The organism is Burkholderia sp. EMB26 (assembly GCF_024730645.1).
Lineage (GTDB): Bacteria > Pseudomonadota > Gammaproteobacteria > Burkholderiales > Burkholderiaceae > Burkholderia > Burkholderia cenocepacia.
On the sequence record NZ_CP078070.1, the window covers coordinates 3,374,474 to 3,397,369 of the forward strand.

Below are 22,896 nucleotides of genomic sequence, written 5' to 3' on the forward strand. Positions count from 1 at the left end.
TACGGAATCACGGAGGAAACATGACTTACCGCAACGAATCTGCCTGGATCCAGCCGGCCGCACCGACCGCCACGGCCGCCGCGCCGCGCGCGACGCAGGCACGCTCGACCGCCGAATACCGCGCGCTCGACGCCGCGCACCACATCCATCCGTTCTCGGACATGGGCGCGCTCAATCGTGCCGGCAGCCGCGTGATCGTGAAGGCCGACGGCGTCTACCTGTGGGACTCGGACGGCAACAAGGTGATCGACGGGATGGCCGGCCTGTGGTGCGTGAACGTCGGTTACGGGCGCAAGGAACTCGCCGACGCCGCGTATCGCCAGATCCAGGAACTGCCGTTCTACAACACGTTCTTCAAGACCACGCATCCGCCGGTGATCGAGCTTTCCGCGATGCTCGCGGAAGTGACGCCGGCCGGCTTCAACCACTTCTTCTATTGCAACAGCGGCTCGGAAGGCAACGACACCGTGCTGCGACTCGTGCACCAGTACTGGCGCGTGCAGGGCAAGCCGCAGAAGAAATACGTGATCTCGCGCAAGAACGGCTATCACGGCTCGACGATCGCGGGCGGCACGCTCGGCGGGATGGGCTACATGCACGAGCAGATGCCGTCGAAGGTCGAGCACATCGTGCACATCGACCAGCCGTACTTCTTCGGCGAAGCGCAAGCCGGCGAGACGCCCGAAGCATTCGGCCTCGCGCGCGCGCAGCAGCTCGAAGCGAAGATTCTCGAACTCGGCGCGGAGAACGTCGCGGCCTTCATCGGCGAGCCGTTCCAGGGCGCGGGCGGCGTGATCTTCCCGCCGTCGACGTACTGGCCGGAAATCCAGCGGATCTGCCGCAAGTACGACATCCTGCTGGTCGCCGACGAAGTGATCGGCGGTTTCGGCCGTACCGGCGAATGGTTCGCGCACCAGCACTTCGGCTTCGAGCCGGACCTGATCACGATGGCCAAGGGCCTCACGTCGGGGTACGTGCCGATGGGCGCGGTCGGCATTCACGAGCGCGTCGCGCGCCCGATCATCGACAACGGCGAATTCAATCACGGCCTCACGTATTCGGGTCACCCGGTGGCAGCCGCCGTCGCGGTCGCGAACCTGAAGCTGCTGCGCGACGAGGGCATCGTCGAGCGCGTGAAGACCGATACCGGCCCGTACTTCCAGGCGCTGATGCGCGAAACCTTCGCGCGTCATCCGATCGTCGGCGAAGTGCATGGCCACGGGATGGTCGCGAGCCTGCAACTGGCCGAAGCGCCGGCCGAACGCCGCCGCTTCGCGAACGGCGGCGACGTCGGCACGATCTGCCGCGACTTCTGCTTCAACGGCAACCTGATCATGCGCGCGACCGGCGACCGGATGCTGCTGTCGCCGCCGCTCGTGATCTCGCGCCAGGAAATCGATGAACTCGTGTCGAAGGCGAAGAAGGCCGTCGATGCCACCGCCCAGCAACTGGGTATTTCGTAACGGTTTTTGCCTACAGGCGTGCGGCGGGCGCCGCACGCCGCCATCATCCAGGGGAATTCCACCATGCGTGCCTGCATTCTTCGCCAAGCCTGTTCCGTCGCCGCCCTCGCCGCCGCGGCCGCGCTCACGTCGGTCGCCAGCCCGTCGGCGCATGCCGACGAACTGAACGTCTACAACTGGTCCGACTACATCGCGCCGGACACGATCCCGAACTTCCAGAAACAGACGGGTATCCACGTCAAGTACGACAACTACGACAGCGACGACACGCTGCAGGCGAAGCTGCTGGCCGGCAGCTCGGGCTACGACGTCGTCGTGCCGACGTCGAACTACATGGCCAAGCAGATCCAGGCCGGCGTGTACCAGAAGCTCGACAAGTCGAAGATTCCGAACCTCGCGAACCTCGACCCGCTGCTGATGAAGATGATCGCCGACGCCGATCCGGGCAACCAGTACGGCGTGCCGTGGGCCTACGGCACGGACGGCATCGGCTACAACGTGCAGGCGGTGAAGAAGGCGCTCGGCGACAAGGCGCCGGTCGACAGCTGGGCGCTGGTGTTCGACCCGGCCAACATGGAGAAGCTGAAGGGCTGCGGCGTGTCGTTCCTCGACCAGGCCGTCGACGTGTTCGCCGCCACGCTGCAATACATGGGCAAGGACCCGAACAGCAAGAACCCCGGCGACTACCAGGCTGCCTTCGAAGTCCTGAAGAAAGTCCGCCCGTACATCACCCAGTTCAACTCGTCCGGCTACATCAACGATCTCGCGAACAACGACGTGTGCGTCGCGCTCGGCTGGTCGGGCGACATCGGCATCGCGCACCGCCGCTCGTCGGAAGCGAAGCGCTCGTACGACATCAAGTTCGCGAATCCGAAGGAAGGCGGCCTGCTGTGGTTCGACGTGATGGTGATCCCGAAGGATGCGCCGCACCCGGAAGCCGCGATGAAGTGGATCAACTACGTGTCCGATCCGAAGGTCAACGCGGCGATCACCAACACGGTGTTCTACCCGACCGCGAACAAGGCCGCGCACCCGTTCGTCACGCCGGCCGTCGCGCAGGACCCGACCGTCTACCCGCCCGAGGACGTGCTGAAGAAGATGGTGCTGATGAAGCCGATGCCGGCCGACATCCTGCGCCTCGAGAACCGTCTGTGGGCCCAGTTGAAGACGGGCCACTGACCGCCATGCATCACGGCGGCGCAGGCATCGCGGTACGCCTGACCGCCTGAGATCCGCGGACGTCCGTCCGCTCGCGCGCCCCGCGCGCGCTGTTCCATCCGGCACGAGCCGTCGTCCGCGAGTCGCGTTGCGCGCCTCGCGCGGGGACGCTCACGCCTGCAATCCGTGAAGAACGAATGGTGACTCCCATGCAATCGATACCCTCTTCCGCTGCTGCACGACAGACCCAACCGGCCACGGCGCCCCGCACGCAAAACGACGCGTTCGTGCGCATCGAAAACGTCGTGAAGAAATTCGGCGACAGCACGGCCGTCGACAACGTGAACCTGACGATCGCGAAGAACGAGCTGTTCGCGCTGCTCGGCAGCTCGGGCTGCGGCAAGTCCACGCTGCTGCGCATGCTCGCCGGGCTGGAAACGGCGACCTCCGGCAAGATCTTCGTCGACGGCGAGGACCTCGCGTCGCTGCCGCCGTACCGCCGCCCGGTCAACATGATGTTCCAGTCGTATGCGCTGTTTCCGCACATGACGGTCGAATCGAACGTCGCATTCGGCCTGAAGCAGGAAGGCACGCCGAAGCACGAGATCAAGGAGCGCGTGGCCGACGCGCTCGCGCTCGTGCAGATGAGCAAGTACGCGAAGCGCAAGCCGCATCAGCTGTCCGGCGGCCAGCAGCAGCGCGTCGCGCTCGCCCGCTCGCTGGTGAAGCGCCCGAAGCTGCTGCTGCTCGACGAGCCGATGTCCGCGCTCGACAAGAAGATCCGCCAGAAGACCCAGCTCGAACTGGTCAACATCATCGAGAAGGTCGACGTGACCTGCGTGATGGTCACGCACGACCAGGAAGAAGCGATGACGATGGCGAGCCGCCTCGCGGTGATGAGCGAAGGCAAGATCGTGCAGATCGGCTCGCCCGGCGAAGTCTACGAATACCCGAACAGCCGCTTCTCGGCCGAATTCATCGGCTCGACCAACCTGTTCGAGGGGCGCGTCGTCGAGGACGAGCCCGATCACATCTTCGTCGAAAGCGACGATCTCGAAGCGCGCATGTACGTGAGCCACGGCGTGACCGGCCCGCTCGGGATGCCGGTCGGCATCTCGGTGCGCCCGGAGCGCGTGCACGTGTCGCGCGAGAAGCCGGGCTCGAAGCACAACTGGGCGCGCGGCGTCGTCACCGACATCGCGTACATGGGCAGCTATTCGCTGTACCACGTGCGTTTGCCGAGCGGCAAGACGGTGGTGTCGAACCTGTCGAGCTCGCACCTGATGAACGACGGCGCGCCCGCGTGGAACGACGACGTGTTCGTGTCGTGGTCGCCGGCCAGCGGCGTCGTGCTGACGCAGTGAGGACGCCACGATGAGAACCTCCGCTTCCACGCCTTCCGCGCCGGTGCCGACCGGCGCTACCGCTGTCACCCAGGCTCATCAACGCCGCAGCCGCTTCTCCGTGCTGTCGCGCTTCCTGCCGTCGGGCCGCAACGTCGCGATCGGCGTGCCGTTCATGTGGCTGGCCGTGTTCTTCGCGCTGCCGTTCGTGCTGGTGCTGAAGATCAGCTTCGCCGACCAGGTGATGGGCATCCCGCCGTACACGTCGCTCGTCGAGATCAAGGACGGCGTCGTGCACTTCGCGCTGCAGCTGTCGCACTACGCGTTCCTGCTGCAGGACGACCTGTACATCGCGACCTACCTCAGCTCGCTGAAGATGGCCGCCGTGTCGACGGTGCTGTGCCTGCTGATCGGTTACCCGATGGCGTACTACATCGCGCGCTCGGAGCCGAACCGTCGCAACGTGCTGATGATGGCCGTGATGCTGCCGTTCTGGACGTCGTTCCTGATTCGCGTGTACGCATGGATCGGCATCCTGAAGGACGACGGCCTGCTGAACCACACGCTGATCGCGCTCGGCATCATCCACACGCCGCTGCGGCTCTATCACAGCGACGCGGGCGTCTACATCGGGATGGTCTATTCGTACCTGCCGTTCATGGTGATGCCGCTGTACGCGCACCTCGTGAAGATGGACCTGACGCTGCTCGAAGCCGCGTACGACCTCGGCGCGAAACCGTGGGTCGCGTTCACGCGCATCACGCTGCCGCTGTCGAAGAACGGGATCATCGCCGGCAGCCTGCTCGTGTTCATCCCGGCGGTGGGCGAGTACGTGATTCCGGAGCTGCTCGGCGGCGCCGACACGCTGATGATCGGCCGCGTGATGTGGGATGAATTCTTCAACAACATGGACTGGCCGATGGCGTCCGCGGTGACGGTCGCGATGGTGATGCTGCTGCTCGTGCCGATGGCGCTGTTCCAGTACTACCAGGTCAAGGAACTGGGAGACGCGAAATGATCAAGCCGAGCAAACCGCTGTCGACGGGCGTTCTCGCCTTCGGCTTCCTGTTCCTCTACATCCCGATCATCAGCCTGATCGTGTACTCGTTCAACGAATCGAAGCTCGTGACGGTGTGGTCGGGCTTCTCGCTGAAGTGGTACGCGGCGCTGCTCGACGACGACGAGCTGCTGACCGCCGCGTGGCTGTCGCTGAAGATCGGCCTGCTGACGGCCACCGCGTCGGTCGTGATCGGCACGTGGGCCGGCTTCGTGCTCGCGCGCTTCGGCCGCTTCAAGGGCTTCACGCTGTACACCGGGATGATCAACGCACCGCTGGTGATTCCGGAGGTGATCCAGGGGATTTCGCTGCTGTTGCTGTTCGTCGCGCTCGAGCAGATGTTCGGCTGGCCGAAGGGGCGCGGGATGGTGACGATCTGGATCGGCCACGTGATGTTGTGCGTGTCGTACGTGGCGATCATCGTGCAGTCGCGCGTGAAGGAGATGAACAAGTCGCTCGAGGAGGCCGCGCTCGACCTGGGCGCGACACCGCTGAAGGTGTTCTTCGTGGTGACGCTGCCGCTGATCTCGCAGGCGCTGCTGTCGGGGTGGCTGCTGTCGTTCACGCTGTCGATCGACGATCTGGTGCTGTCGGCGTTCCTGTCCGGGCCGGGGTCGACGACGCTGCCGCTGGTGGTGTTCTCGCGCGTGCGGCTGGGGCTGAACCCGGAGATGAACGCGCTGGCGACGCTGTTCATCACGGCCGTGACGATCGGCGTGATCGTCGTGAACCGGATGATGATCGCGCGCGAACGACGCCGGATGGCCGACCTGAAGGCCGCGTTCGCGGTGGCCTGACGGCCGGCCTCCTGCTTCGACGATAACAAGCACTGCAGACAAGCAAGACGCGCTGCCCCAGGGGGGCGCGCGATTCGATCCCGATTTGACAGGCGCACGACTAGGAGAATCCGCAATGAAGAAGAAACTGATCTGCCTGCTGGTGGCCGGCGCGTTGCCGGGCATCGCGCTGGCCGGTTCGACATCCGCCGAAATCAAGGCGCTGCAGGCGCAGGTCGCCGCGCTGCAGAAACAGATGAAGGCCATGCAGGCGCAGCTCGCCGCGAAGCCGGGCGGCGCAGGGGGGGGCGCGACGTCCGGCGCGAGCGGCGGCATGGCCGGCGGCGGCAACGCCGTCGCGGTCGCCGCCGACCCGGGCTCGCCGGATTACGGCAAGGCACGCGCGACGCTGACCAACGACGAGGTCAGCGAGATGAAGCAGCAGATCGCGAACCAGCAGCTGAAGGTCGATTCGCTGACCGACGCGGCCAACACCGGCCCGCTCGCCGGCCTGTCGGTCACCGGCTACATCGATCCGACCTACATCTACAACCGCGCGGCCGGCACGTCGTCGTTCCTGTTCGCGAACCACGAGAACGCGTACAACTACTTCAACAGCACGTTCGGCGATCTCTACCTCGACATCAAGAAGACTTTCGGCGTCGGCCCGATGGCACCATCGGCCGAGATCACGTTGATGCCGAACCGCGGCAACGGCATCACGCTGCTGCAGAACTCGCGCGGCTCGATCACCGACAACCTGCTGAACACGGCGGTGATCAACGTGCCGATCACCGCGGAAACGACGCTGGTCGCCGGCCTGATCCCGAGCTTCGGCGGCTACGAAGTGCAGCAGTCGAACCAGATGCTCACGCTCACGCACAACCTGCTGTACGATTTCTCCGATCCGGGCAGCTACGTCGGTGTCGGCGCGAACTACACGAAGGGCGCCTGGGCGTGGAAGTTCTTCCTCGGCAACGAGCAGTACCGCACCTACGGTTCGGTCACGCAGACGGGCACCAATGCGCTCGGCGACCCGATCACCACCAGCAACAAGGTGCCGACCTTCACCGCGCGCGCGGACTACACGTGGTCGAGCGCGCTCGATCTCGGCGGCTCGTTCAACATCGGCCGCCAGACGCTGTCGAGCGCGATCGACGCGGACGGTGTCGTCCACTACGGCCCGGGCGGCGCGGCGCCGAGCGGCTACGGTTCGTTCTTCTTCGGCGAACTCGACGCGACCTACACGCTCGCCGACGTGCAGTACAACGCCGAAGTCGACTACGGCCGGCAGCAGCATGCGGCGTTCAACGGCGGGCTCGCGCAGTGGTACGGGCTGTCGCTGCTCGCGCACCGCAAGTTCAACGCGCCGGTGGTCGGCCGCATGGGCGTGACGCTGCGCTACGACCTGCTCGCGAACTCGAAGAACGGCGGCGGCGGCGGCGGCATCGCGCTGAACGGCAACGGGATGGACCCGAGCAACGGTTTCGGCGTCGACGCGGACTGTCTCGCGCAGTCGAAGGCCGGCGGCGGCCTGGGCTTCGAGTGCAAGGGCGCGGTGCGCCAGGACGTCGCGCTCGACCTGCTGTTCTATCCGACCCAGCAGATCACCGTGAAGGTCGAATACCGGCACGACTGGGCGAACAACAAGGTGTTCCTGCGCAACGACGGGTCGTACGGCAAGTCCAACGACCTGCTCGCGACGCAGTTCATCTATTCGTTCTGATGCAGCACGCGCGGGGCGACGTGCCGCACGCACGGCGTCCCGCGCCGTTTTCCGGGTGGCTGCGCGCCGTTGCAGCCTTGTCGAGGGAGTCGGTTTCATGACGCAGTCTTTCACCCGCCGCGCCGATGCGCTCGCGCGCGACTCGTACTACGAAGCCACGGCCACGCGGCCCGTGGCGGACGATCCGATGCTCGACGCGGCGATCGACGTCGACGTCTGCGTGATCGGCGCCGGCTTCGCCGGCCTGTCGACGGCGCTCGACTGCCGCGCGCGCGGGCTGTCGGTCGCCGTGATCGATGCGCAGCGGCCCGGCTGGGGCGCGTCGGGCCGCAACGGCGGCCAGGCGATCACCGGTTTCGCGAAAGACGAGGTGATCGAGCAGCAGCTCGGCCCCGACGGCGCGCGCGCCGCGTGGTCGCTGTCGCTCGACGGCGTCGCGCTGATCGCCGAGCGCATCGCGCGCTACGGGATCGACTGCGACTTCACGCGCGGCTACCTGACGGTCGCGACGAAGCCGCGCCGCATCGACGACCTGCGTGCGTGGATGAACGCCGCGACGTCGCGCTGGGGCCATCCGTCGCTCGCCTGGCTCGATACCGGCGAGATCCACGCGCGCATTGCATCGACGCGCTATCTGGCCGGCGTGCACGATCCGCTGTCGGGCCATCTGCATCCGCTCAAGTACTGCCTCGGCCTTGCCGATGCCGCACGCCGCGAAGGCGTCGCGCTGTACGCGCACACGCCGGCGCTCGACGTCGTGCGCGGCGCCCGGCCCGTCGTGCGCACGCCGTCGGGCGAAGTGCGCTGCCGCTTCGTCGTGTCGTGCTGCAACGCCGGGCCCGGCGGCGTGCTGCCGGCCGCGACCGCCGCGCGCATCGCGCCGATCGCGTCGTACATCATCGCGACCGAGCCGCTCGGCCGGGCGCGCGCCGATGCACTGATCGCCCGGCGCGAAGCCGTGTGCGACAACAACTTCTTCCTCGACTATTTCCGGCTGTCGGCCGACAACCGGATGCTGTTCGGCGGCCGGGCGAATTCGGCCGGCGCATCGCCCGCGGCGCTCGCCGAAGCGATCCGGCAGCGCATGGTCGACGTGTTCCCGCAGCTCGGCGACGTGCGCGTCGACCACGCGTGGGGCGGCTTCGTCGACGTCACGCGCAACCGCGCGCCGGATTTCGGCGCGATCGATCCGAACTTCTTCTACGTCCAGGGCTTCAGCGGCCACGGCGTCGCGCTCACCGGCATCGCCGGACGCGCGGTCGCCGGCGCGATCGCGGGCGACACGCACGCGTTCGACCTGTTCGCCCGCCTGCGTCACCGACGCTTTCCCGGCGGCGATGCATGGCGGCAACCCGCGCTCGAACTCGGGATGCTGTACCACCGCGTACGCGAGCTGTTCTGAGCCCTTTCACTCCGCTTTCCTGATCATGCAGACATTCGCCAACCAGCCGCACGTCGCGTCGTACTACGCGGCGACCGCCAACGATACGACCCGCCACGCGCCGCTCGCCGGCACGATCGACGCCGACGTGTGCGTGATCGGCGCGGGCCTCACGGGCCTGTCCGCCGCGCTCAATCTCGCCGAGCGCGGCCATTCGGTGACCGTGCTCGAAGCGTCGCGGGTCGGATGGGCGGCGAGCGGCCGCAATGGCGGCCAGTTGATCGGCGGCTTCGCGTGCGACATCGACACGTTCGCGCGGTTCATGCCGGAAGGCGACGTGAAGCGCATCTGGGACATGGGGCTCGAGACGCTGTCGCTCGTGAAGTCGCGCATCGCGCGGCACGACATCGACTGCGCGCTGGTGCCCGGCTATCTGACCGCGGCCAACACCGAGCGCGACGCGGATGCGCTGAAACGCTGGCGCGACGAAGCCGCGAAGCGCTTCGGCTACGACCGCTTCCACTTCGTCGAAGCCGACGAACTCGGCGACTACGTGCAGTCGGCCCGCTATTGCGGCGGCCTGTACGACCCCGATAGCGGCCATCTCCATCCGCTCAACTACACGCTCGGCCTCGCGCGGGCAGCCACCGACGCGGGCGTGCGCATCCACGAGGACAGCTGCGTGACGCGCGTGCGCGACGTGGCCGGCGGCCGCGTCGTCGAGACGAGCGGCGGCAACGTGCGTGCGCGCTTCGTCGTGCTCGCCTGCAATACCTACGTCGGCACGCTCGCGCCCGCGCTGTCGAGGAAGATCATGCCGGTCGGCACCTACGTGATCGCGACCGAGCCGCTCGGCGAAGCGCGCGCCGCCGCGCTGATGCCTGCCCGCGCGGCGATCTGCGACAGCCGCTTCGTGCTCGACTACTTCCGGCCGGCGCCCGACACGCGGCTCGTGTGGGGCGGCAAGGTCAGCTATTCGACGCGCGCGCCGCGCGATCTCGCGGCGGCGATGCGCGCCGACATGCTGAAGACGTTCCCGCAGCTCGCGGACGTGAAGGTCGACTATGCGTGGGGCGGTTTCGTCGACATCACGATGAACCGCGCGCCGCATTTCGGCCGCATCACGCCGACCACGTACTTCGCGCAGGGGTTCTCGGGGCACGGCGTGAACACGACCGCGCTCGCGGGCAAGCTGATCGCCGAGGCGATCGACGGCCAGGCGAGCCGCTTCGACCTGTTCGACAAGATCCGGCATCGCGACTTCCCCGGCGGCGCGGCGCTGCGCACGCCGGCGCTGGTGCTCGCGATGAGCTGGTATCGGCTGCTGGATGCGTTCGGCGTGCATTGAGCGCGCGCAGCGTCACCGCGCAAAAGCAGAACGGCCGCTCGTTCGTGAACTGACCCCACGAAGTTGGACGGTTAAAATCTAAGCGGCCAAGGGCTGAGTCCTGTATTGCACGGGACTCAGCCCATTTAATTTCAGCTTGATGCGTTCGTGGTTGTAGTAGTGAATGTAGCGGCTCAACGCATCTCGCAACTGCTCCACGCTGGCAAAGCGCGTCAGCCGATAGCACTCGGATTTCAGCGTGCCGAAGAAGCTCTCCATGGCTGCGTTATCAAGGCAGTTGCCTCTGCGCGACATGCTCTGGGTGAGCGCATGCTGCTTCAACAGCCGACGGTAGGCGGGCATCTGATACTGCCAGCCTTGATCCGAATGCAGTAACGGCCGTCCTTCATCATCGAGCTTGGCCAACGCCTTCTTCAACATGCAGCTGACCAACTCGAAGCTCGGGCGCTCATCCATTTGGTAAGCGACGATCTCCCCGTTGTACAAGTCCATCACCGGCGATAGATAGAGCTTTTGGCCCTCTACATTGAATTCGGTCACGTCGGTCACCCACTTCTGATTCGGGCGTTCAGCATCAAACTGACGCCGCAGTAGATTCGGGGCAACGCGGCCGACTTCGCCTCGCCAGGAACGATATCTCTTTGGGCGCACCAGAGATTTCAATTGCAGCTGTCCCATCAACCGTTGCACGGTCTTGTGGTTGATCGCATCTCCGGTCTGCCGGATCGCCGCCGTGATTCGCCGATAGCCGTAACGGCCCTTGTGGTGGTCGTATACGGTCTGGATCTTCGCTTTGAGATTCGCATACCGATCGCCGGCAGCCAATGCCTTGAGCTGGTAATAGAACGTGCTGCGCGCCAGGCCTGCCGCCTTCAGGAGCGCAGCTACCGGATGACACTGCCTGAGCTCACGCACTATTTGCGCTTTTTCCTGGGCGCTGCCTGCTTCTTGGATTGCAGCAGCGCATCGAGCTTTTTTAGGTATGCCACCTCCGCGCGCAAATACACGATTTCCTTGAGCAGTTCCTCGCGGCTCGGCTCTTTCTGCACGGTATCGTCGAGGGATTTCGGTGGTGGTGAGGTGGTCATTTTCGGGGGGCGCCCTCGGCGACGAGGCGCCAACGCATCTATACCGCCCTCATGATACAGACGCTCCCAGATCGGGATGCTTCGTTCATTGCGGATGCCGAATAGCGCTGCCACCTGCGCATACGACAGCTCATCGCGCCGCATCCGCTGAAGGACTGACAACTTGAATCGCGCGTCGTAGTGGCTGTGCTTCTTGCGCAGCCCCTGTTCACCATGCTCGCGATAGCTCGCCACCCAACGTCGCACCATCGTCCTGCCCACTCCGTAACGGTGAGCAAGTGTCTTGGTGCCGGCCTCTCCAGCCAGGTACGCCTGAACCACTCGACGCCGAAAACGTTCGTCGTACTTCGTCATGAAAAACACCCCAAAGGTTGGATCTAGTCCAACTTTTGGGGTGCAGTTCATTCGAGCGGCCGTTCGGTCCGGCGGCAGGATTCGGGAGAAGCCGCCGCGCGTCAGTCGGTACCGTACTTCGGCGAGCGCGGCCCGTACAGCAGCCCGTTCGGCGGGCCCGCCGACAACAGCCGCGTGCTCGTCAGCCCGGCCACGTCATGCGCTTCGTCGGTCAGCGAATGCGCGACCTGCTTGACGGCTGCCTGCACGAGCGCCCCGACGATCCCGAACGCATTGACGCTCATGTTGTTGCCGACTTCCTTGCCGGTCGCGCGGCCCTCGCCCTGCCACAGCACGTCGCCGCTCTTCAGGTCGACGAGCTTCGCCGACGCGGCAACGGTCGTCGTGCTGTCGACCAGCTGGTAGACGGAGCCGTACTGCGTGACCTTCGAATACAGCACGGCGTCCGCGCCGAAGATCTCGCGCAGCTTCGCCGGCGACGTAGCCTGGATGTCGGTCGCATTCGTCAGGCCGTTCTGCTTGAACGTCTCGTCCATCACCGCGACGGGCACCACGTAGTAGCCCGACTCGGCGAGCGGCAGCGTCATTTGCGACAGCACGCCGTAAGTCGCGCCGACGTCGGTGGTTTCATTGACCGGCGGCAGCACGAGGATCGAGCGCGGCTGGCTCTTCTTGAACGCCGTGTAGTCGGGACGTTGCACCGGCTGCGCGCACGCGCTCAGCAGCGCGGCGATCGACAGCGCGAACAGCAGCTTGAATGAAAGTGTCTTGAACATGGCGGGCGTGTCACTGTTTGGCAGGATTCGAATCGGCATTCTTCCGATCGGCAACGGTCTGGCCGGCGGCCGCCGGATTCGCGGCTTTCGACGCACCGGCCTTCTTCTTCATCAGGAAATCCATATACGACGCGGATTCCGGGAACAGCTGCTTCTCGGCCTGCAGTTCCTGCTCGGCCTGCTGCTCGTTGCCGACGCTCGCATACAGCATCCCGAGATGCGCATGGAAACCCGGCGGCGGCGTATGGCCCTTCGCGCGGATCTCCTGCAGCGCTTTTTCGAGCGCATCGATCTGCTGCTGCGGCGCTTGCTGCCCCTTGAAGTATTCGTACACCTGCGGCTGATAGCCGGTCCACTGATACAGCGGCGGCGTGGTCGGCGCCGCGCAGCCCGCGAGCAGCAAGGCGGCCGCCGTCGCCGGCAGCCAGATTCCCCGTTTCATGGTCTTGTCTCTTCTGGTTGGTGAAATGATGCGTGCGCGCCGTATCGCGCGCGGCACTTACTGCGCGGCCTTCAGCACGCCGGCGTCGACCTGGTCGACGAGATGGTTCACGGCTTCCTGGATCGCGAGGTCCAGCACCTTGCCGTTGAGCGTCGAGTCGTAGCCGGCGGTGCCGCCGAAGCCGATCACCTCGCGGTTCGACAGGCTGAACTCGTCCGCGCCCTGGCTCGATGCGACGACTTCCGACGTCGTCGTGTCGACGATGTTCAGGTTGACCTTCGCATACGCGACCTGCGTCTTGCCGCGGCCGAGAATGCCGAACAGCTGATGATCGCCGACGTCCTTGCGGCCGAACTCGGTCACGTCGCCGGTCACCACGTAGTTCGCGCCCTTCACGGCCTGCGCCTTCTTCATGAAGCCCGCTTCCTGCCTGATCTCGTCGAGATTCTCGCGATCGAGCACGTTGAAGCGGCGGCTCTGCTGCAGGCGCGTGACGAGGATCGTCTTCGCCTGTCCGCCGAGGCGGTCGATGCCGTCGGAGAAGATGCCGCGCATGTAGCTCGAGCGGTTGTCGAACTTGCCGACGGCGATCGCGACGGGCTTGCCCGCGTACGGCTTCTGCGCGCTGCTGACGGCCGGCACGTCGAGCGTGCGCGACGATTCGGTCGCGCAGCCGGACAGCGCCGCGACGACCGCGGCCGCCACGAGGACGGTGCGTCGTGTCTGAATGTTCACTGCTGGTCTCCTTGCTGGAAAAGATGGCACTGCGCGGGGCACACGCACGCGTTCATCGCCGATTCGGCGATCGCTGCAAGTCATGGAGGAGCGCGCGCAACGGATGCGTCACGGCGAAAAGCGGATCGATAATGCGATACGCGCCTGCATCGCGCGCACGGATGATTCCGTTATTCTGATTACTACGCTGTTGATCGCGCATGGTCGGCCCCGTATATGATTTTTCGCGATCATATCAAGCCTGTTTATCAAGACGGCTTATCTTGATAATAATTGACGATTTTCATGCTTATTTTTATTCGGCGACCCATTCGCGCGCAAAGCCCTGCAGGCAAGGGCTCGCGCGACATGCGCTCGATACTCGCCGGTCTTCCGTGTCGATATCGGCGGATTAACGGTCGATCCGCCGATATCGACACGCGTTAATTCATACCGTCGATCCGAACAATCGATATCTCTAAAATACGACGTTCGGCATTCCGGCCGCACACGCGCGTGCAGCGATGCACACGCGCGTGCCATTCTGCTAATCGGCCACCTTCTGCCGCATCGTCACGAACTCCTCGGCCGCGGTCGGATGAATGCCGATCGTGTCGTCGAACTGCGCCTTCGTCGCGCCCGCGCGAATCGCGATCGCGATGCCCTGGATGATCTCGCCCGCATCGCGGCCGACCATGTGCGCGCCGACCACGCGCTGGCTGTCGCGCGCGACGACGAGCTTCATCAGCGTGCGCTCGTCGCGGCCCGACAGCGTGTGGCGCAACGCCTTGAACGACGTGCGGTAGATGTCGACGTCGCCGTGCGCGTGCCGCGCATCGGCTTCGGTCAGGCCGACCGTCGCGACCTCCGGCTGGCTGAACACGGCCGACGGCACGTACGCGTGATCGACCGCCACGCGCCACCCGCCGAACAGCGTGCGCGCGAGCAGCGCGCCGTCGCGCGTCGCGACCGGCGTGAGCTGCGGCCGCGACGTGACGTCGCCGATCGCGTGGATCGACGGCACCGACGTCGCCGAATACGCATCGACGGCAATCGCGCCGCGTGCATCGAGCAGGATGCCCGCCTGCTCGAGCCCGATTCCGTCGACGTTCGGCACGCGCCCCGTCGCATAGAGCACCTGATCGTACGGCCCGTGCCGCGCGTCGCCGACGCGCACGAACAGCGCGCCGTCGTCCGCGCGTTCGATCGATTCGATCACCGCGCGCGCGTGAATCGTGACGCCCTGCTTCGTCATCTCGTCGGTCAGGAACTGGCGCACGTCGTCGTCGAAGCCGCGCAGGATTTTTTCGCCGCGATAGAACACGTCGACGTGGCTGCCGAAACCGTTGAAGATGCCCGCGAACTCGACCGCGATATAGCCGCCGCCGACCACCGCGATGCGTTTGGGCAGCGCCGCGAGCGACAGCGCCTCGCGCGACGTGATCGCGTGCTCGATGCCGGGCCGCGGCGGCAGCGACGGCCGCGAGCCGGTCGCGATCGCGAGGTGGCGCGCGCGGATCGTGCGCGTGCCGATCGCGACCGTGTGCGCATCGACGAGCGTCGCGCGGCCGGCGTGCATGTCGACGCCCGACTGCCGCAGCAGGTTGATGTAGATGTCGCTCAGCCGGTTGATCTCGCGATCCTTCGCGGCGATCAGCGCGGACCAGTCGAGCGTGCCGGCGCCGAAGGTCCAGCCGAAGCCCTTCGCGTCGTCGACCTCGTGCGGATAGTGCGACGCATAGACCAGCAGTTTCTTCGGGATGCAGCCGCGCAGCACGCAGGTGCCGCCGATCTGCTCTTCTTCCGCTATGCCGACGCGTGCGCCGTAGGACGCCGCCATGCGTGCGAGCCTCACGCCGCCCGAGCCGGCGCCGATGACGAACAGGTCGTAGTCGAAATCCATCGCATTCCCTCATCGCAGTTCGGATGGAGGGACGATAGCAAGATTCGGGGATTCGTGCGGCGCGTGGTGCGTGCCGCGCGCCCCATAAAAAACGGCGAGAGACGAGGCCTCTCGCCGGTCAAACCGGCTGGCGGTTGTGCCATGCGTCACCGATCGACCGCATGCCCGACCTGCCGATTGCGCGGCACCGGCCGGCCCTGGCGCGCGAAGGGCGCGCCCGCGGCCGACCGGCCGCCATGCTCATGCCTGCGACGTGTCGCTGCCGTCCGTCGCCTGCGTATCGTCCGCCTGCTGCGGCTGCTCGTCCTTCTTCTCGAGCATGCCTTCGATCGCCTCGGCACCCTTGAAACCCGCGACGGCCGCGGCCGCCTTGGTCAAGAGGCCCGCATCCGGATCCAGCTTTTCCGCGCCTTCGACGGCGGCGACTGCGCCGGCGATTTCACCCACGACGTTCAGGATACCCATCGTCATCCCCTTTCAAGAAAATCGTGAGCGCATCGTCCCACGAAAGAAACCGGCGGACCGTGTTTGTCATCGCCGGATACACAAGTTACGCATCAGGCCGGCCGCGCTCGCGGAGCGCCACCGGAACGACGCACGCGCACGCCTGACGGCATGCCACGAGCGTTGCACGCAGCGTAGCGGAAAGCCTGCGCGCGCACTGTAAAAGTATGTTCTGGATTGCCGACGGATCGCTTACGGCGCGGGACTTCCGCAATGGAGCGCCCGCCGAATAGTCGTGCGCGCGTATGAAGGTCGCGTGACGAAAAAAAAGAGGCTCCTCGCGGAGCCTCTTCGATGTGCGCCGGACGAAGCCGGCGCATGCGTTCCGACGTTCGTCAGAAGATATTGCGCAGGCCGATCGCGATGCCCGTCTGGTTGCTGCGGCCAGGCAGCTCGACGTTCGCCGCGCCGGTCGTCTTGTTGAAGTCGACGGTGCCGTAGATTTCGGTGCGCTTGCTCAGCGCGTACTCGGCGATGCCGACGACCGCGTAGCGGTTGCCGCTCGCGAGCGTGCCGTTCGTGGTCATCGCGTTGCGCATGTGGTCGTAGTAGAACGCGCCCGTCAGCGTCAGCGGCGCGCTGACCTGCCAGCTCACACCCGCGAACGGACCGTCGTCGATGCGGCCCGTGCCCTTCGCGACCGGAATCGTCTGCTGCGCGAGCAGGCTGTCGACGAAGCCCGTGTCGTCCTTCGAACGCAGGTAGCCCGCGTAGATCTTCGCCTTGCTGAACGCGTACACGATGTTCGCGTGGTAGATCGTCTGCTTGCGCGCCGAGTTATCGCTGTTCTGCTGCGCGCCGGCCGCGATGCTGAGCGGACCCATCACGTACGACAGCGACACGCCCCACGCATTGCCCTTGCCGAGCGAACCCGGAATCTGGCCCGAGAAGCCGCCGGCGCCGGTCGATTCGTAGTTGGTGCCGGTCGAGTACATCGCCTTCGCCGTCAGGCCCTCGAACTTGCCCGTGTACTTGATCTGGTTGTCCGCATACAGGCCGCCGCCGAGGGCGACCGGCAGCCACGCGTTTTCGAGGTAGTTGCCGACGGTGAGCGGATCGTACGTATCCGACAGCAGGTCGAACAGCGGCGTCTTCTGGCGGCCGAGGGTCACCGTGCCGTACGGGCTCTGCAGGCCGACGTACGCCGCGCGGTTGAACAGGCGGCCGCTGTCGGCGAATGCGCCGTTCTGCAGGTTCACGCCGCTCTCGAGGTTGAACACGGCCTTCAGGCCGCCGCCGAGGTCTTCCGTGCCGTAGATGCCGAAGCGGCTGTTGGTGATCGCGCCGTTGCTCATCGACAGCAGGCCGTCGTTCTTGGCGTTGGCGTTGGTCAGGTAACGGATGCTGGCGTCGGCGACGCCCCAGAGCGTGACCGAGCTTTGTGCGGCCGCGTACTGGCTGGCGAATGCGAGCGCGGCGCCCCCTGCGATGGCTGCGAGTCGGGTGGTCTGCTTCATGAGCTTTCCTTTTTGTAGGTGTCTCCATTCATGGCCGGCCGCGTGCGCAGCCGGGTGGCGATCGCACGCGTTCATGGCGCGCACGATGTGGGCTGAATCATATGACGAGTGCGAACGCTGAAAGAAATTGAAATACGCGGTAATCGCGCGATTGTCGTCCGGGAACAACGTTTCCCGCGCCGGGCCTGGCTCGCGCGGCGGCAGGGCGCGGTGCGACGGCGCCGGCGAGCGCACATGGCGCCGCAAGGTCCGGCGAGGGTGCGGCGCGGTAGCGCGGATCGGGCGAAACAGTCGGGGCGATCGTTGCGATCGGCTACCGCGGGCTGCGGGCGGGCTGAGTGCCGTCAGGCGGTTTGCGCCGCGCCGTCGCTGCCGCTGCCCGCGTCGCCGCTGCCGCCCTCGCCGCCCGCACCGCCGTTCCCCGCGCGACGCCTGGCCCGTCGCACGATCTCCGCGAACGCGCCGACGAGCAGCAGCACGGCGCCCCACAGCGCGACGTCCGGCACCAGCCGCGTCACGAGGCCGCCGACCACCGCGCCCGCCAGGAAGCAGAAACTGATCGTCGCGAGCAGCGCCGAGTCGTGCAGCGCGCCCACGTCGTAGCGTGGAATCAGCCCGACGAACAGTTTCTGCGCGGCGCGCCGCAGGTTGCCGGTCGTCATCACCGACGTGTACGACAGTGCCTCGAGATGGGTGAACGACAGCGTCTGCAGCGTCGCGACGAACGAGATGCCCGGAATCAGCCACGCGCTCGACGCGCCGACGAGGCCGCTCGCGGCGACGCCGAGAAACGCGATCTCGACGATCAGGCTCACGAACGCCGTATGCCGCATCCAGCCGCGCTGCGCGGCGAGGCCCAGCAGGTGCGCGACGAACACCGCGAGCACGAAGCCGCCGAGCGGCGGCACGTGGTGCAGCGCGGCGGCCCATTCGCCGGCCGACAGGTTGATGCCGAGCAGCGCGACGTTGCCGGTCATCGTGTTCGCGAACACATGGCCGTGGCCGACGTACGTGTACGCGTCGAGATAGCCGCCGGACAGCGTCAGCAACGCGGCGACAGTGAGATTGCGGCTGGCGCCGTCGAGATCCATCGATCCTCCGTGGTGCGCCCCGCCCGGCCGCGCGCGGCGGGCGGTGCGCAGGTCAGTCGTGCCGGCACGCGCGGGGCGCCGCCGGCACTGCGCGGCCGGGCTTCGCCACCTGCCGCGCGCCAATATAATGTCCGTCGTCGGGGGACGGCCGAGCGCCGCACATCGCAGCCGGCCGGTACAGGTCCAACGCGCGGGTTTCACCGCCGCAAGACCGGCCGAGTATACCGGCCGGCCGCCACCGGCCGCGGCCAAGCGCGCCGCCCCGCCGTTCTTCACCGGGCCTTCGAATGACACTCGCGAAGTTCTTCCTGCGCTACACGGTCATCCCGTTCGCGGCGATCGTGCTGGTGGCCGTCTGGGCGTTCAACCGCGAATCGGACGAGATCGATGCGCGCCAGTACGCGGCGCTGGTGGCCGCCTATCCGTCGTTCACGCCGACGCTCAAGCACGAGGTGGCGGACGCGTTGCGCGGCGGCCGGCTCGCGAAGGCCGACTACGGCGCGATCATGCGCGATGCGCTCGACGCGGGGTTCGTGGTCGACTGGCCGGCCCCGACGGACGACGTCGGCGGCGAGCGCGGCCGGCTGCTGGGCCTCGTGAACGGCGACCTGCCGGCATCGCGGTAACCTGCAACCGCCGCCGCGGGCAACGGCGGGCGGCACGACGGACCGCTCATTGCCCGATGCCCGTGAGCCCGATCAGCGCGCCGCCCGCGAGCAGCCACAGCGGGTGGATGCGCGTGCGCCACGCCAGCACCGCGCACGCGGCCGTGATGCCCCACTGGATCGCGGTGCGGTTCGACGCCTCGGAAATCAGCACCGCGCTCGCCGCGACGAGCCCCGCCGTCACCGGCATCATTCCCTGCTGCACGTAGCGCCGCCACGGCCGGTCGCGAAAACGCTCCCACGCATGCAGCGCGAGCACGGTGACGATCGACGACGGCCCGAATTTCGCGAGCGACGCGACGAGCAGCCCGGCCCAGCCGGCCACGTGCCAGCCGACCAGCGACACGATCATCATGTTCGGCCCCGGCGCCGCCTGGGCCAGCGCGAACAGCGCGGTGAACTCGTGCGCGCTCATCCAGTGATGCACGTCGACGACCTGCCGCTGCATCTCCGGCAGGATCGTGTTGCCGCCGCCGAACGCGAGCAGCGACAACTGGCTGAAGATCGTCGCGATGGCGATCAGCGTATCGCTCATGGCCGGCGCTCCTGTTGCGTGTCGGACGTACCGTGCGCGCGATGCGCGGCAGCCGGCACCGGCCGCGGCGTGCCCGCGTCGCGGCGGCGCGACGCGAGCCATACGCTGACGGGCGTCAGCACGAGCATCGTGGTCAGCAGCGGAACGCGCAGCACCGCGATCGCGACGAACGCGAACACGGCGATCGCAGCCGCCGCGCGCGGCGCCCGAAGCAGCGGCTTCGCGACCTTGATCGCCATCGCGACGAGCAGGCCGGCCGCCGCCGCCGCGAGCCCCGCGAACAGGTGCTGCACGTGCGGATCGTTCTGCGTCTTCGCGTACAGCACGCCGAGCGCGACGACGACCAGCGTCGGGCCGGCGATCAGCCCGAGAATGCCGGCGAATGCGCCGGCGACGCCGCGAAAGCGCATGCCGACGGCGACCGACAGGTTGATCACGTTGCCGCCCGGCAGGAACTGGCACAGGCCGAGCAGATCGGTGAATTCGTCGGCGGAGAGCCATTTGCGCTCGTCGACGATGGTGCGCCGCGCGAACGGCAACGCGCCGCCGAACGACATCAGGCCGAGCGACAGGAAACCGGTGAACAGCTCGGCGAGGCCGACGCTGCGGGGCGGCGCGCCGGACGGCGGGGGGGCGGGCGGCGAAGCGGATTGCATGGGGCTCCTCATCAAACGGTGAAGCGAGGTTACCGCCGTTCAGGATGCCGGCAAAACGATTTTATCGGCGCGCCCTTGTGATCTAGAATCACAAGCATGGCACGCGATCTCCCGCCCTTTTCCGCGCTTCGGGCCTTTGAAGCCGCGGCACGACATGAAAGCTTCAGCGCCGCCGGCGACGAGCTGCATGTGACTCACGGTGCCATCAGCCGGCAGATCGCCGGGTTCGAGGCGTGGCTCGGCAAGCCGGTGTTCCACCGCTACGGCAAGCGCGTGAAGCTCACCGACGAAGGCCGCCGCTACCTGGACACCGTGCGCGCGGCGTTCGACAGCATCGCGCTCGCCACCGAGCAGTTGCGCCACACCGGCGCGGCGCGCGTGCTGCGCATCAACGCGCTGCCGACCTTCGCGATGAAATGGCTGCTGCCGCGTCTGTCGCGGTTCCAGCGCGACGTGCCGAACGTCGAGCTGAAGCTGTCGACGTCGAACGCGCCGCTCGACACGCTGAACGGCTTCGACGTCGCGATCCGCCGCGGCCCCGGCCACTGGCCGAACTGCACGAGCGGCCACTTCCTCGACGAAAGCGTGATTCCGGTGTGCAGCCCGGCGCTGCTCAAGCGCGCGCCGATCACGCGCGCGGACGATCTCGCGCGGCACGTGCTGCTGCATTCGGATACGCGGCCGGAAGGCTGGCGCGACTGGTTCGCGGCGGCCGGCGTCGCGATGAAGGGCCGCAAGCGGCAGTCGTTCGACCACTTCTACCTGGCGCTGCAGGCGGCCGTCGACGGGCTCGGCGTCGCGCTCGGCCCGTTGCCGCTGATCGACGACGAGCTCGCGAGCGGGCGCCTGGTGATGCCGCTCGACGGGCCGCGCATCGCGACGCGCAGCTACTGGTGGATCGCGCCGGGCGCGCCGGCCGACGATCCGCTCGTCGCGCAGTTCTGCGGGTGGCTGCAGGGACAGTCGAATACCGGCGCATAACGCGCACGCGCCGCCGGGATCGACAGGACGGCGGCGGGCGGCATGGCACCGCCCGCGCCCGAATCAGACCACCGGGCCCGGTTCCTTTTCCTTGCGCAGGATCGCGTACAGGATGATCGCGCCGAACGTCGCGGTGCCGATCCCGCCGAGCCCGAAGCCGCCGATCTTCAGCGAGAAGTCGCCGGCGCCGAGCACGAGCGTGACGGCAGCGACGATCAGGTTGCGGTTGTCGGAGAAGTCGACCTTGTTGACAACCCAGATCCGCGCGCCCGTCACCGCGATCAGCCCGAACACCACGATCGACACGCCGCCGAGCACGGGGCCCGGGATCGTCTGGATCACCGCGCCGAACTTCGGCGAGAAGCCGAGGCCGATCGCGATCAGCGCGGCGAGCGCGAACACCAGCGTCGAATAGATCCGCGTGACGGCCATCACGCCGATGTTCTCCGCGTAGGTGGTGACGCCCGTGCCGCCGACGCTGCCCGACACGATCGTCGCGAGCCCGTCGCCGATGAACGCCCGGCCGACGTAGCGGTCGAGGTTGGTGCCCGTCATCGCGCTGACGGCCTTGATGTGGCCGAGGTTCTCCGCGACCAGGATCACCGCGATCGGCGCGAGCATCAGCATCGCGTGCGGATCGAACACCGGCGCGCGGAAGCTCGGCACGCCGAACCACGCCGCATGCGCGACGATCGCGAAATCGATCGGCTTGCCGAGGCCCATCCCGTTGGTCGCGATCGCGTAGATCACGTACGCGATCACGAGCCCGACCAGGATCAGCAGGCGCTGCATCATTCCGCGCGCGAACACCGCGACGCCGCCGACGCACAGCACCGTGACGAGCGCCATCACCGATTCGAAGGTGGAGCCCGACACGCCCTTGACCGCGATCGGCGCGAGGTTCAGCCCGATCACCGCGACCACCGCGCCGGTCACGACGGGCGGCATCAGCGTCTCGATCCAGCGCGTGCCGATCGCCTGCACCAGCGCGCCGAGCGCGACGTACACGACGCCGCACGCGACGATCCCGCCGAGCGCGACCGGAATGTTCGGGTTCGGGCCGCTGCCGCCGTAGCCCGTCACCGCGATCACGAGGCCGATGAACGCGAAGCTCGAGCCGAGATAGCTCGGCACGCGGCCGCCGACCAGCACGAAGAACAGCAGCGTGCCGATGCCCGACATGAAGATGCACAGGTTCGGGTCGAAGCCCATCAGCAGCGGCGCGAGCACGGTCGAGCCGAACATCGCGACGACGTGCTGCACGCCCATCGCGACCATCTGCGGCCACGCGAGGCGCTCGTCGGGGCCGACCACGCGCGAGCTCGCGCCGGTCGGCTGGACCCGCCAGCGCGGGAAATAGGAATCGGACATGGGAAAGCGCTCCTGTCGGTCGTCGGTCGCCGGCTGCCAGGGATGCGCCGGTCTGGAATCTGGCGCGAGTTTACGGAGCGGAAATGGGGCTGGCAAGCGAACCGGTA

Annotated in this window: 21 protein-coding genes; 10 read left to right on the forward strand and 11 right to left on the reverse strand. The window is 66.9% G+C overall.

What is annotated here, in order from left to right:
• Positions 1 to 20: 20 nt before the first annotated feature.
• From KU887_RS15905 to KU887_RS15940, 8 genes are all read left to right on the forward strand, one after another.
• Entirely contained in the window at positions 21 to 1,463 is a 1,443-nt protein-coding gene (locus KU887_RS15905; protein WP_077197560.1) for an aspartate aminotransferase family protein, read from the forward strand.
• Between the two features lie 63 nt (positions 1,464 to 1,526).
• On the forward strand, positions 1,527 to 2,642 hold the full coding sequence (locus tag KU887_RS15910) for a polyamine ABC transporter substrate-binding protein (RefSeq protein WP_258250483.1): 1,116 nt from the start codon (positions 1,527 to 1,529) through the stop codon (positions 2,640 to 2,642).
• A 188-nt stretch (positions 2,643 to 2,830) separates the two neighbouring features.
• Entirely contained in the window at positions 2,831 to 3,985 is a 1,155-nt protein-coding gene (locus KU887_RS15915) for an ABC transporter ATP-binding protein (RefSeq protein WP_006495488.1), read from the forward strand.
• Positions 3,986 to 3,995: 10 nt separating this feature from the next.
• Positions 3,996 to 4,982: an ABC transporter permease subunit gene (locus KU887_RS15920; protein ID WP_006495489.1), complete on the forward strand. Its 987-nt coding sequence runs from the start codon at positions 3,996 to 3,998 to the stop codon at positions 4,980 to 4,982.
• Complete coding sequence (locus KU887_RS15925; RefSeq protein ID WP_006485612.1) at positions 4,979 to 5,818, forward strand: ABC transporter permease subunit; 840 nt, start codon at positions 4,979 to 4,981, stop codon at positions 5,816 to 5,818. The genes KU887_RS15920 and KU887_RS15925 overlap by 4 nt, the downstream gene beginning before the upstream one ends.
• A 115-nt stretch (positions 5,819 to 5,933) precedes the next feature.
• On the forward strand, positions 5,934 to 7,523 hold the full coding sequence (locus tag KU887_RS15930; RefSeq protein WP_006495490.1) for a DUF3138 family protein: 1,590 nt from the start codon (positions 5,934 to 5,936) through the stop codon (positions 7,521 to 7,523).
• A 97-nt stretch (positions 7,524 to 7,620) separates the two neighbouring features.
• On the forward strand, positions 7,621 to 8,925 hold the full coding sequence (locus KU887_RS15935) for an FAD-binding oxidoreductase (RefSeq protein ID WP_258250484.1): 1,305 nt from the start codon (positions 7,621 to 7,623) through the stop codon (positions 8,923 to 8,925).
• 25 nt (positions 8,926 to 8,950) lie between these two features.
• Positions 8,951 to 10,252, forward strand: a complete 1,302-nt coding sequence (locus KU887_RS15940) for an FAD-binding oxidoreductase (protein WP_258250485.1) — start codon at positions 8,951 to 8,953, stop codon at positions 10,250 to 10,252.
• 78 nt (positions 10,253 to 10,330) lie between these two features.
• Here KU887_RS15940 and KU887_RS15945 read toward each other — a convergent pair.
• The 8 genes from KU887_RS15945 to KU887_RS15980 form a co-directional block, all read right to left on the reverse strand.
• A protein-coding gene (locus KU887_RS15945) for an IS3-like element ISBcen10 family transposase (protein WP_258250486.1) occupies positions 10,331 to 11,694 on the reverse strand; the annotation gives its coding sequence in 2 pieces (ribosomal slippage) (positions 10,331 to 11,232 and positions 11,232 to 11,694; 1,365 coding nt in all).
• Positions 11,695 to 11,795: 101 nt separating this feature from the next.
• Positions 11,796 to 12,470 (reverse strand): DUF799 domain-containing protein, encoded by a 675-nt coding sequence (locus tag KU887_RS15950; protein ID WP_006492460.1) that lies wholly within the window; start codon positions 12,468 to 12,470, stop codon positions 11,796 to 11,798.
• Between the two features lie 10 nt (positions 12,471 to 12,480).
• Positions 12,481 to 12,912 (reverse strand): DUF4810 domain-containing protein, encoded by a 432-nt coding sequence (locus KU887_RS15955; RefSeq protein WP_034201258.1) that lies wholly within the window; start codon positions 12,910 to 12,912, stop codon positions 12,481 to 12,483.
• 57 nt (positions 12,913 to 12,969) lie between these two features.
• Complete coding sequence (locus KU887_RS15960; RefSeq protein ID WP_258255577.1) at positions 12,970 to 13,641, reverse strand: CsgG/HfaB family protein; 672 nt, start codon at positions 13,639 to 13,641, stop codon at positions 12,970 to 12,972.
• Between the two features lie 532 nt (positions 13,642 to 14,173).
• Positions 14,174 to 15,529: a glutathione-disulfide reductase gene (gene gor, locus KU887_RS15965; protein ID WP_212268053.1), complete on the reverse strand. Its 1,356-nt coding sequence runs from the start codon at positions 15,527 to 15,529 to the stop codon at positions 14,174 to 14,176.
• 240 nt (positions 15,530 to 15,769) lie between these two features.
• Positions 15,770 to 15,994, reverse strand: a complete 225-nt coding sequence (locus tag KU887_RS15970; protein ID WP_011546403.1) for a hypothetical protein — start codon at positions 15,992 to 15,994, stop codon at positions 15,770 to 15,772.
• 374 nt (positions 15,995 to 16,368) lie between these two features.
• A complete protein-coding gene (locus tag KU887_RS15975; protein WP_012492356.1) occupies positions 16,369 to 17,490 on the reverse strand; it encodes a porin in 1,122 nt (373 codons plus the stop codon).
• 344 nt (positions 17,491 to 17,834) lie between these two features.
• On the reverse strand, positions 17,835 to 18,581 hold the full coding sequence (locus KU887_RS15980; protein WP_006495495.1) for a YoaK family protein: 747 nt from the start codon (positions 18,579 to 18,581) through the stop codon (positions 17,835 to 17,837).
• Between the two features lie 287 nt (positions 18,582 to 18,868).
• On the opposite strand from KU887_RS15980, the gene KU887_RS15985 reads away from it, so the two are divergent.
• Positions 18,869 to 19,207, forward strand: a complete 339-nt coding sequence (locus KU887_RS15985; RefSeq protein WP_006483072.1) for a hypothetical protein — start codon at positions 18,869 to 18,871, stop codon at positions 19,205 to 19,207.
• Positions 19,208 to 19,253: 46 nt separating this feature from the next.
• Here KU887_RS15985 and KU887_RS15990 read toward each other — a convergent pair whose 3' ends face one another.
• Both KU887_RS15990 and KU887_RS15995 read right to left on the reverse strand, forming a co-directional pair.
• Positions 19,254 to 19,781, reverse strand: coding sequence for a chromate transporter (locus KU887_RS15990; protein ID WP_006477572.1), 528 nt, complete (start codon positions 19,779 to 19,781; stop codon positions 19,254 to 19,256).
• A complete protein-coding gene (locus KU887_RS15995; RefSeq protein ID WP_258250487.1) occupies positions 19,778 to 20,437 on the reverse strand; it encodes a chromate transporter in 660 nt (219 codons plus the stop codon). The genes KU887_RS15990 and KU887_RS15995 overlap by 4 nt, the downstream gene beginning before the upstream one ends.
• A gap of 96 nt (positions 20,438 to 20,533) precedes the next feature.
• On the opposite strand from KU887_RS15995, the gene KU887_RS16000 reads away from it, so the two are divergent.
• The gene (locus tag KU887_RS16000) at positions 20,534 to 21,418 is read left to right on the forward strand and encodes a transcriptional regulator GcvA (protein WP_006483074.1); all 885 of its coding nucleotides are present in this window, start codon (positions 20,534 to 20,536) and stop codon (positions 21,416 to 21,418) included.
• Between the two features lie 63 nt (positions 21,419 to 21,481).
• Here the strand turns inward: KU887_RS16000 and KU887_RS16005 are convergent, their stop codons facing one another.
• On the reverse strand, positions 21,482 to 22,789 hold the full coding sequence (locus KU887_RS16005; protein WP_034201255.1) for a solute carrier family 23 protein: 1,308 nt from the start codon (positions 22,787 to 22,789) through the stop codon (positions 21,482 to 21,484).
• Positions 22,790 to 22,896 lie beyond the last annotated feature (107 nt).

Bases quoted from the DNA above. Each gene is read 5' to 3' on its own strand.
- gor (WP_212268053.1), bottom strand. From the start codon at position 15,529: ATGGATTTCGACTACGACCTGTTCGTCATCGGCGCCGGCTCGGGCGGC.
- KU887_RS15930 (WP_006495490.1), top strand. From the start codon at position 5,934: ATGAAGAAGAAACTGATCTGCCTGCTGGTGGCCGGCGCGTTGCCGGGC.
- KU887_RS15995 (WP_258250487.1), bottom strand. From the start codon at position 20,437: ATGCAATCCGCTTCGCCGCCCGCCCCCCCGCCGTCCGGCGCGCCGCCC.
- KU887_RS16000 (WP_006483074.1), top strand. From the start codon at position 20,534: ATGGCACGCGATCTCCCGCCCTTTTCCGCGCTTCGGGCCTTTGAAGCC.
- KU887_RS15985 (WP_006483072.1), top strand. From the start codon at position 18,869: ATGACACTCGCGAAGTTCTTCCTGCGCTACACGGTCATCCCGTTCGCG.
- KU887_RS15920 (WP_006495489.1), top strand. From the start codon at position 3,996: ATGAGAACCTCCGCTTCCACGCCTTCCGCGCCGGTGCCGACCGGCGCT.
- KU887_RS16005 (WP_034201255.1), bottom strand. From the start codon at position 22,789: ATGTCCGATTCCTATTTCCCGCGCTGGCGGGTCCAGCCGACCGGCGCG.
- KU887_RS15980 (WP_006495495.1), bottom strand. From the start codon at position 18,581: ATGGATCTCGACGGCGCCAGCCGCAATCTCACTGTCGCCGCGTTGCTG.
- KU887_RS15950 (WP_006492460.1), bottom strand. From the start codon at position 12,470: ATGTTCAAGACACTTTCATTCAAGCTGCTGTTCGCGCTGTCGATCGCC.
- KU887_RS15935 (WP_258250484.1), top strand. From the start codon at position 7,621: ATGACGCAGTCTTTCACCCGCCGCGCCGATGCGCTCGCGCGCGACTCG.
- KU887_RS15975 (WP_012492356.1), bottom strand. From the start codon at position 17,490: ATGAAGCAGACCACCCGACTCGCAGCCATCGCAGGGGGCGCCGCGCTC.
- KU887_RS15940 (WP_258250485.1), top strand. From the start codon at position 8,951: ATGCAGACATTCGCCAACCAGCCGCACGTCGCGTCGTACTACGCGGCG.
- KU887_RS15990 (WP_006477572.1), bottom strand. From the start codon at position 19,781: ATGAGCGATACGCTGATCGCCATCGCGACGATCTTCAGCCAGTTGTCG.
- KU887_RS15955 (WP_034201258.1), bottom strand. From the start codon at position 12,912: ATGAAACGGGGAATCTGGCTGCCGGCGACGGCGGCCGCCTTGCTGCTC.
- KU887_RS15970 (WP_011546403.1), bottom strand. From the start codon at position 15,994: ATGGGTATCCTGAACGTCGTGGGTGAAATCGCCGGCGCAGTCGCCGCC.
- KU887_RS15905 (WP_077197560.1), top strand. From the start codon at position 21: ATGACTTACCGCAACGAATCTGCCTGGATCCAGCCGGCCGCACCGACC.
- KU887_RS15915 (WP_006495488.1), top strand. From the start codon at position 2,831: ATGCAATCGATACCCTCTTCCGCTGCTGCACGACAGACCCAACCGGCC.
- KU887_RS15925 (WP_006485612.1), top strand. From the start codon at position 4,979: ATGATCAAGCCGAGCAAACCGCTGTCGACGGGCGTTCTCGCCTTCGGC.
- KU887_RS15910 (WP_258250483.1), top strand. From the start codon at position 1,527: ATGCGTGCCTGCATTCTTCGCCAAGCCTGTTCCGTCGCCGCCCTCGCC.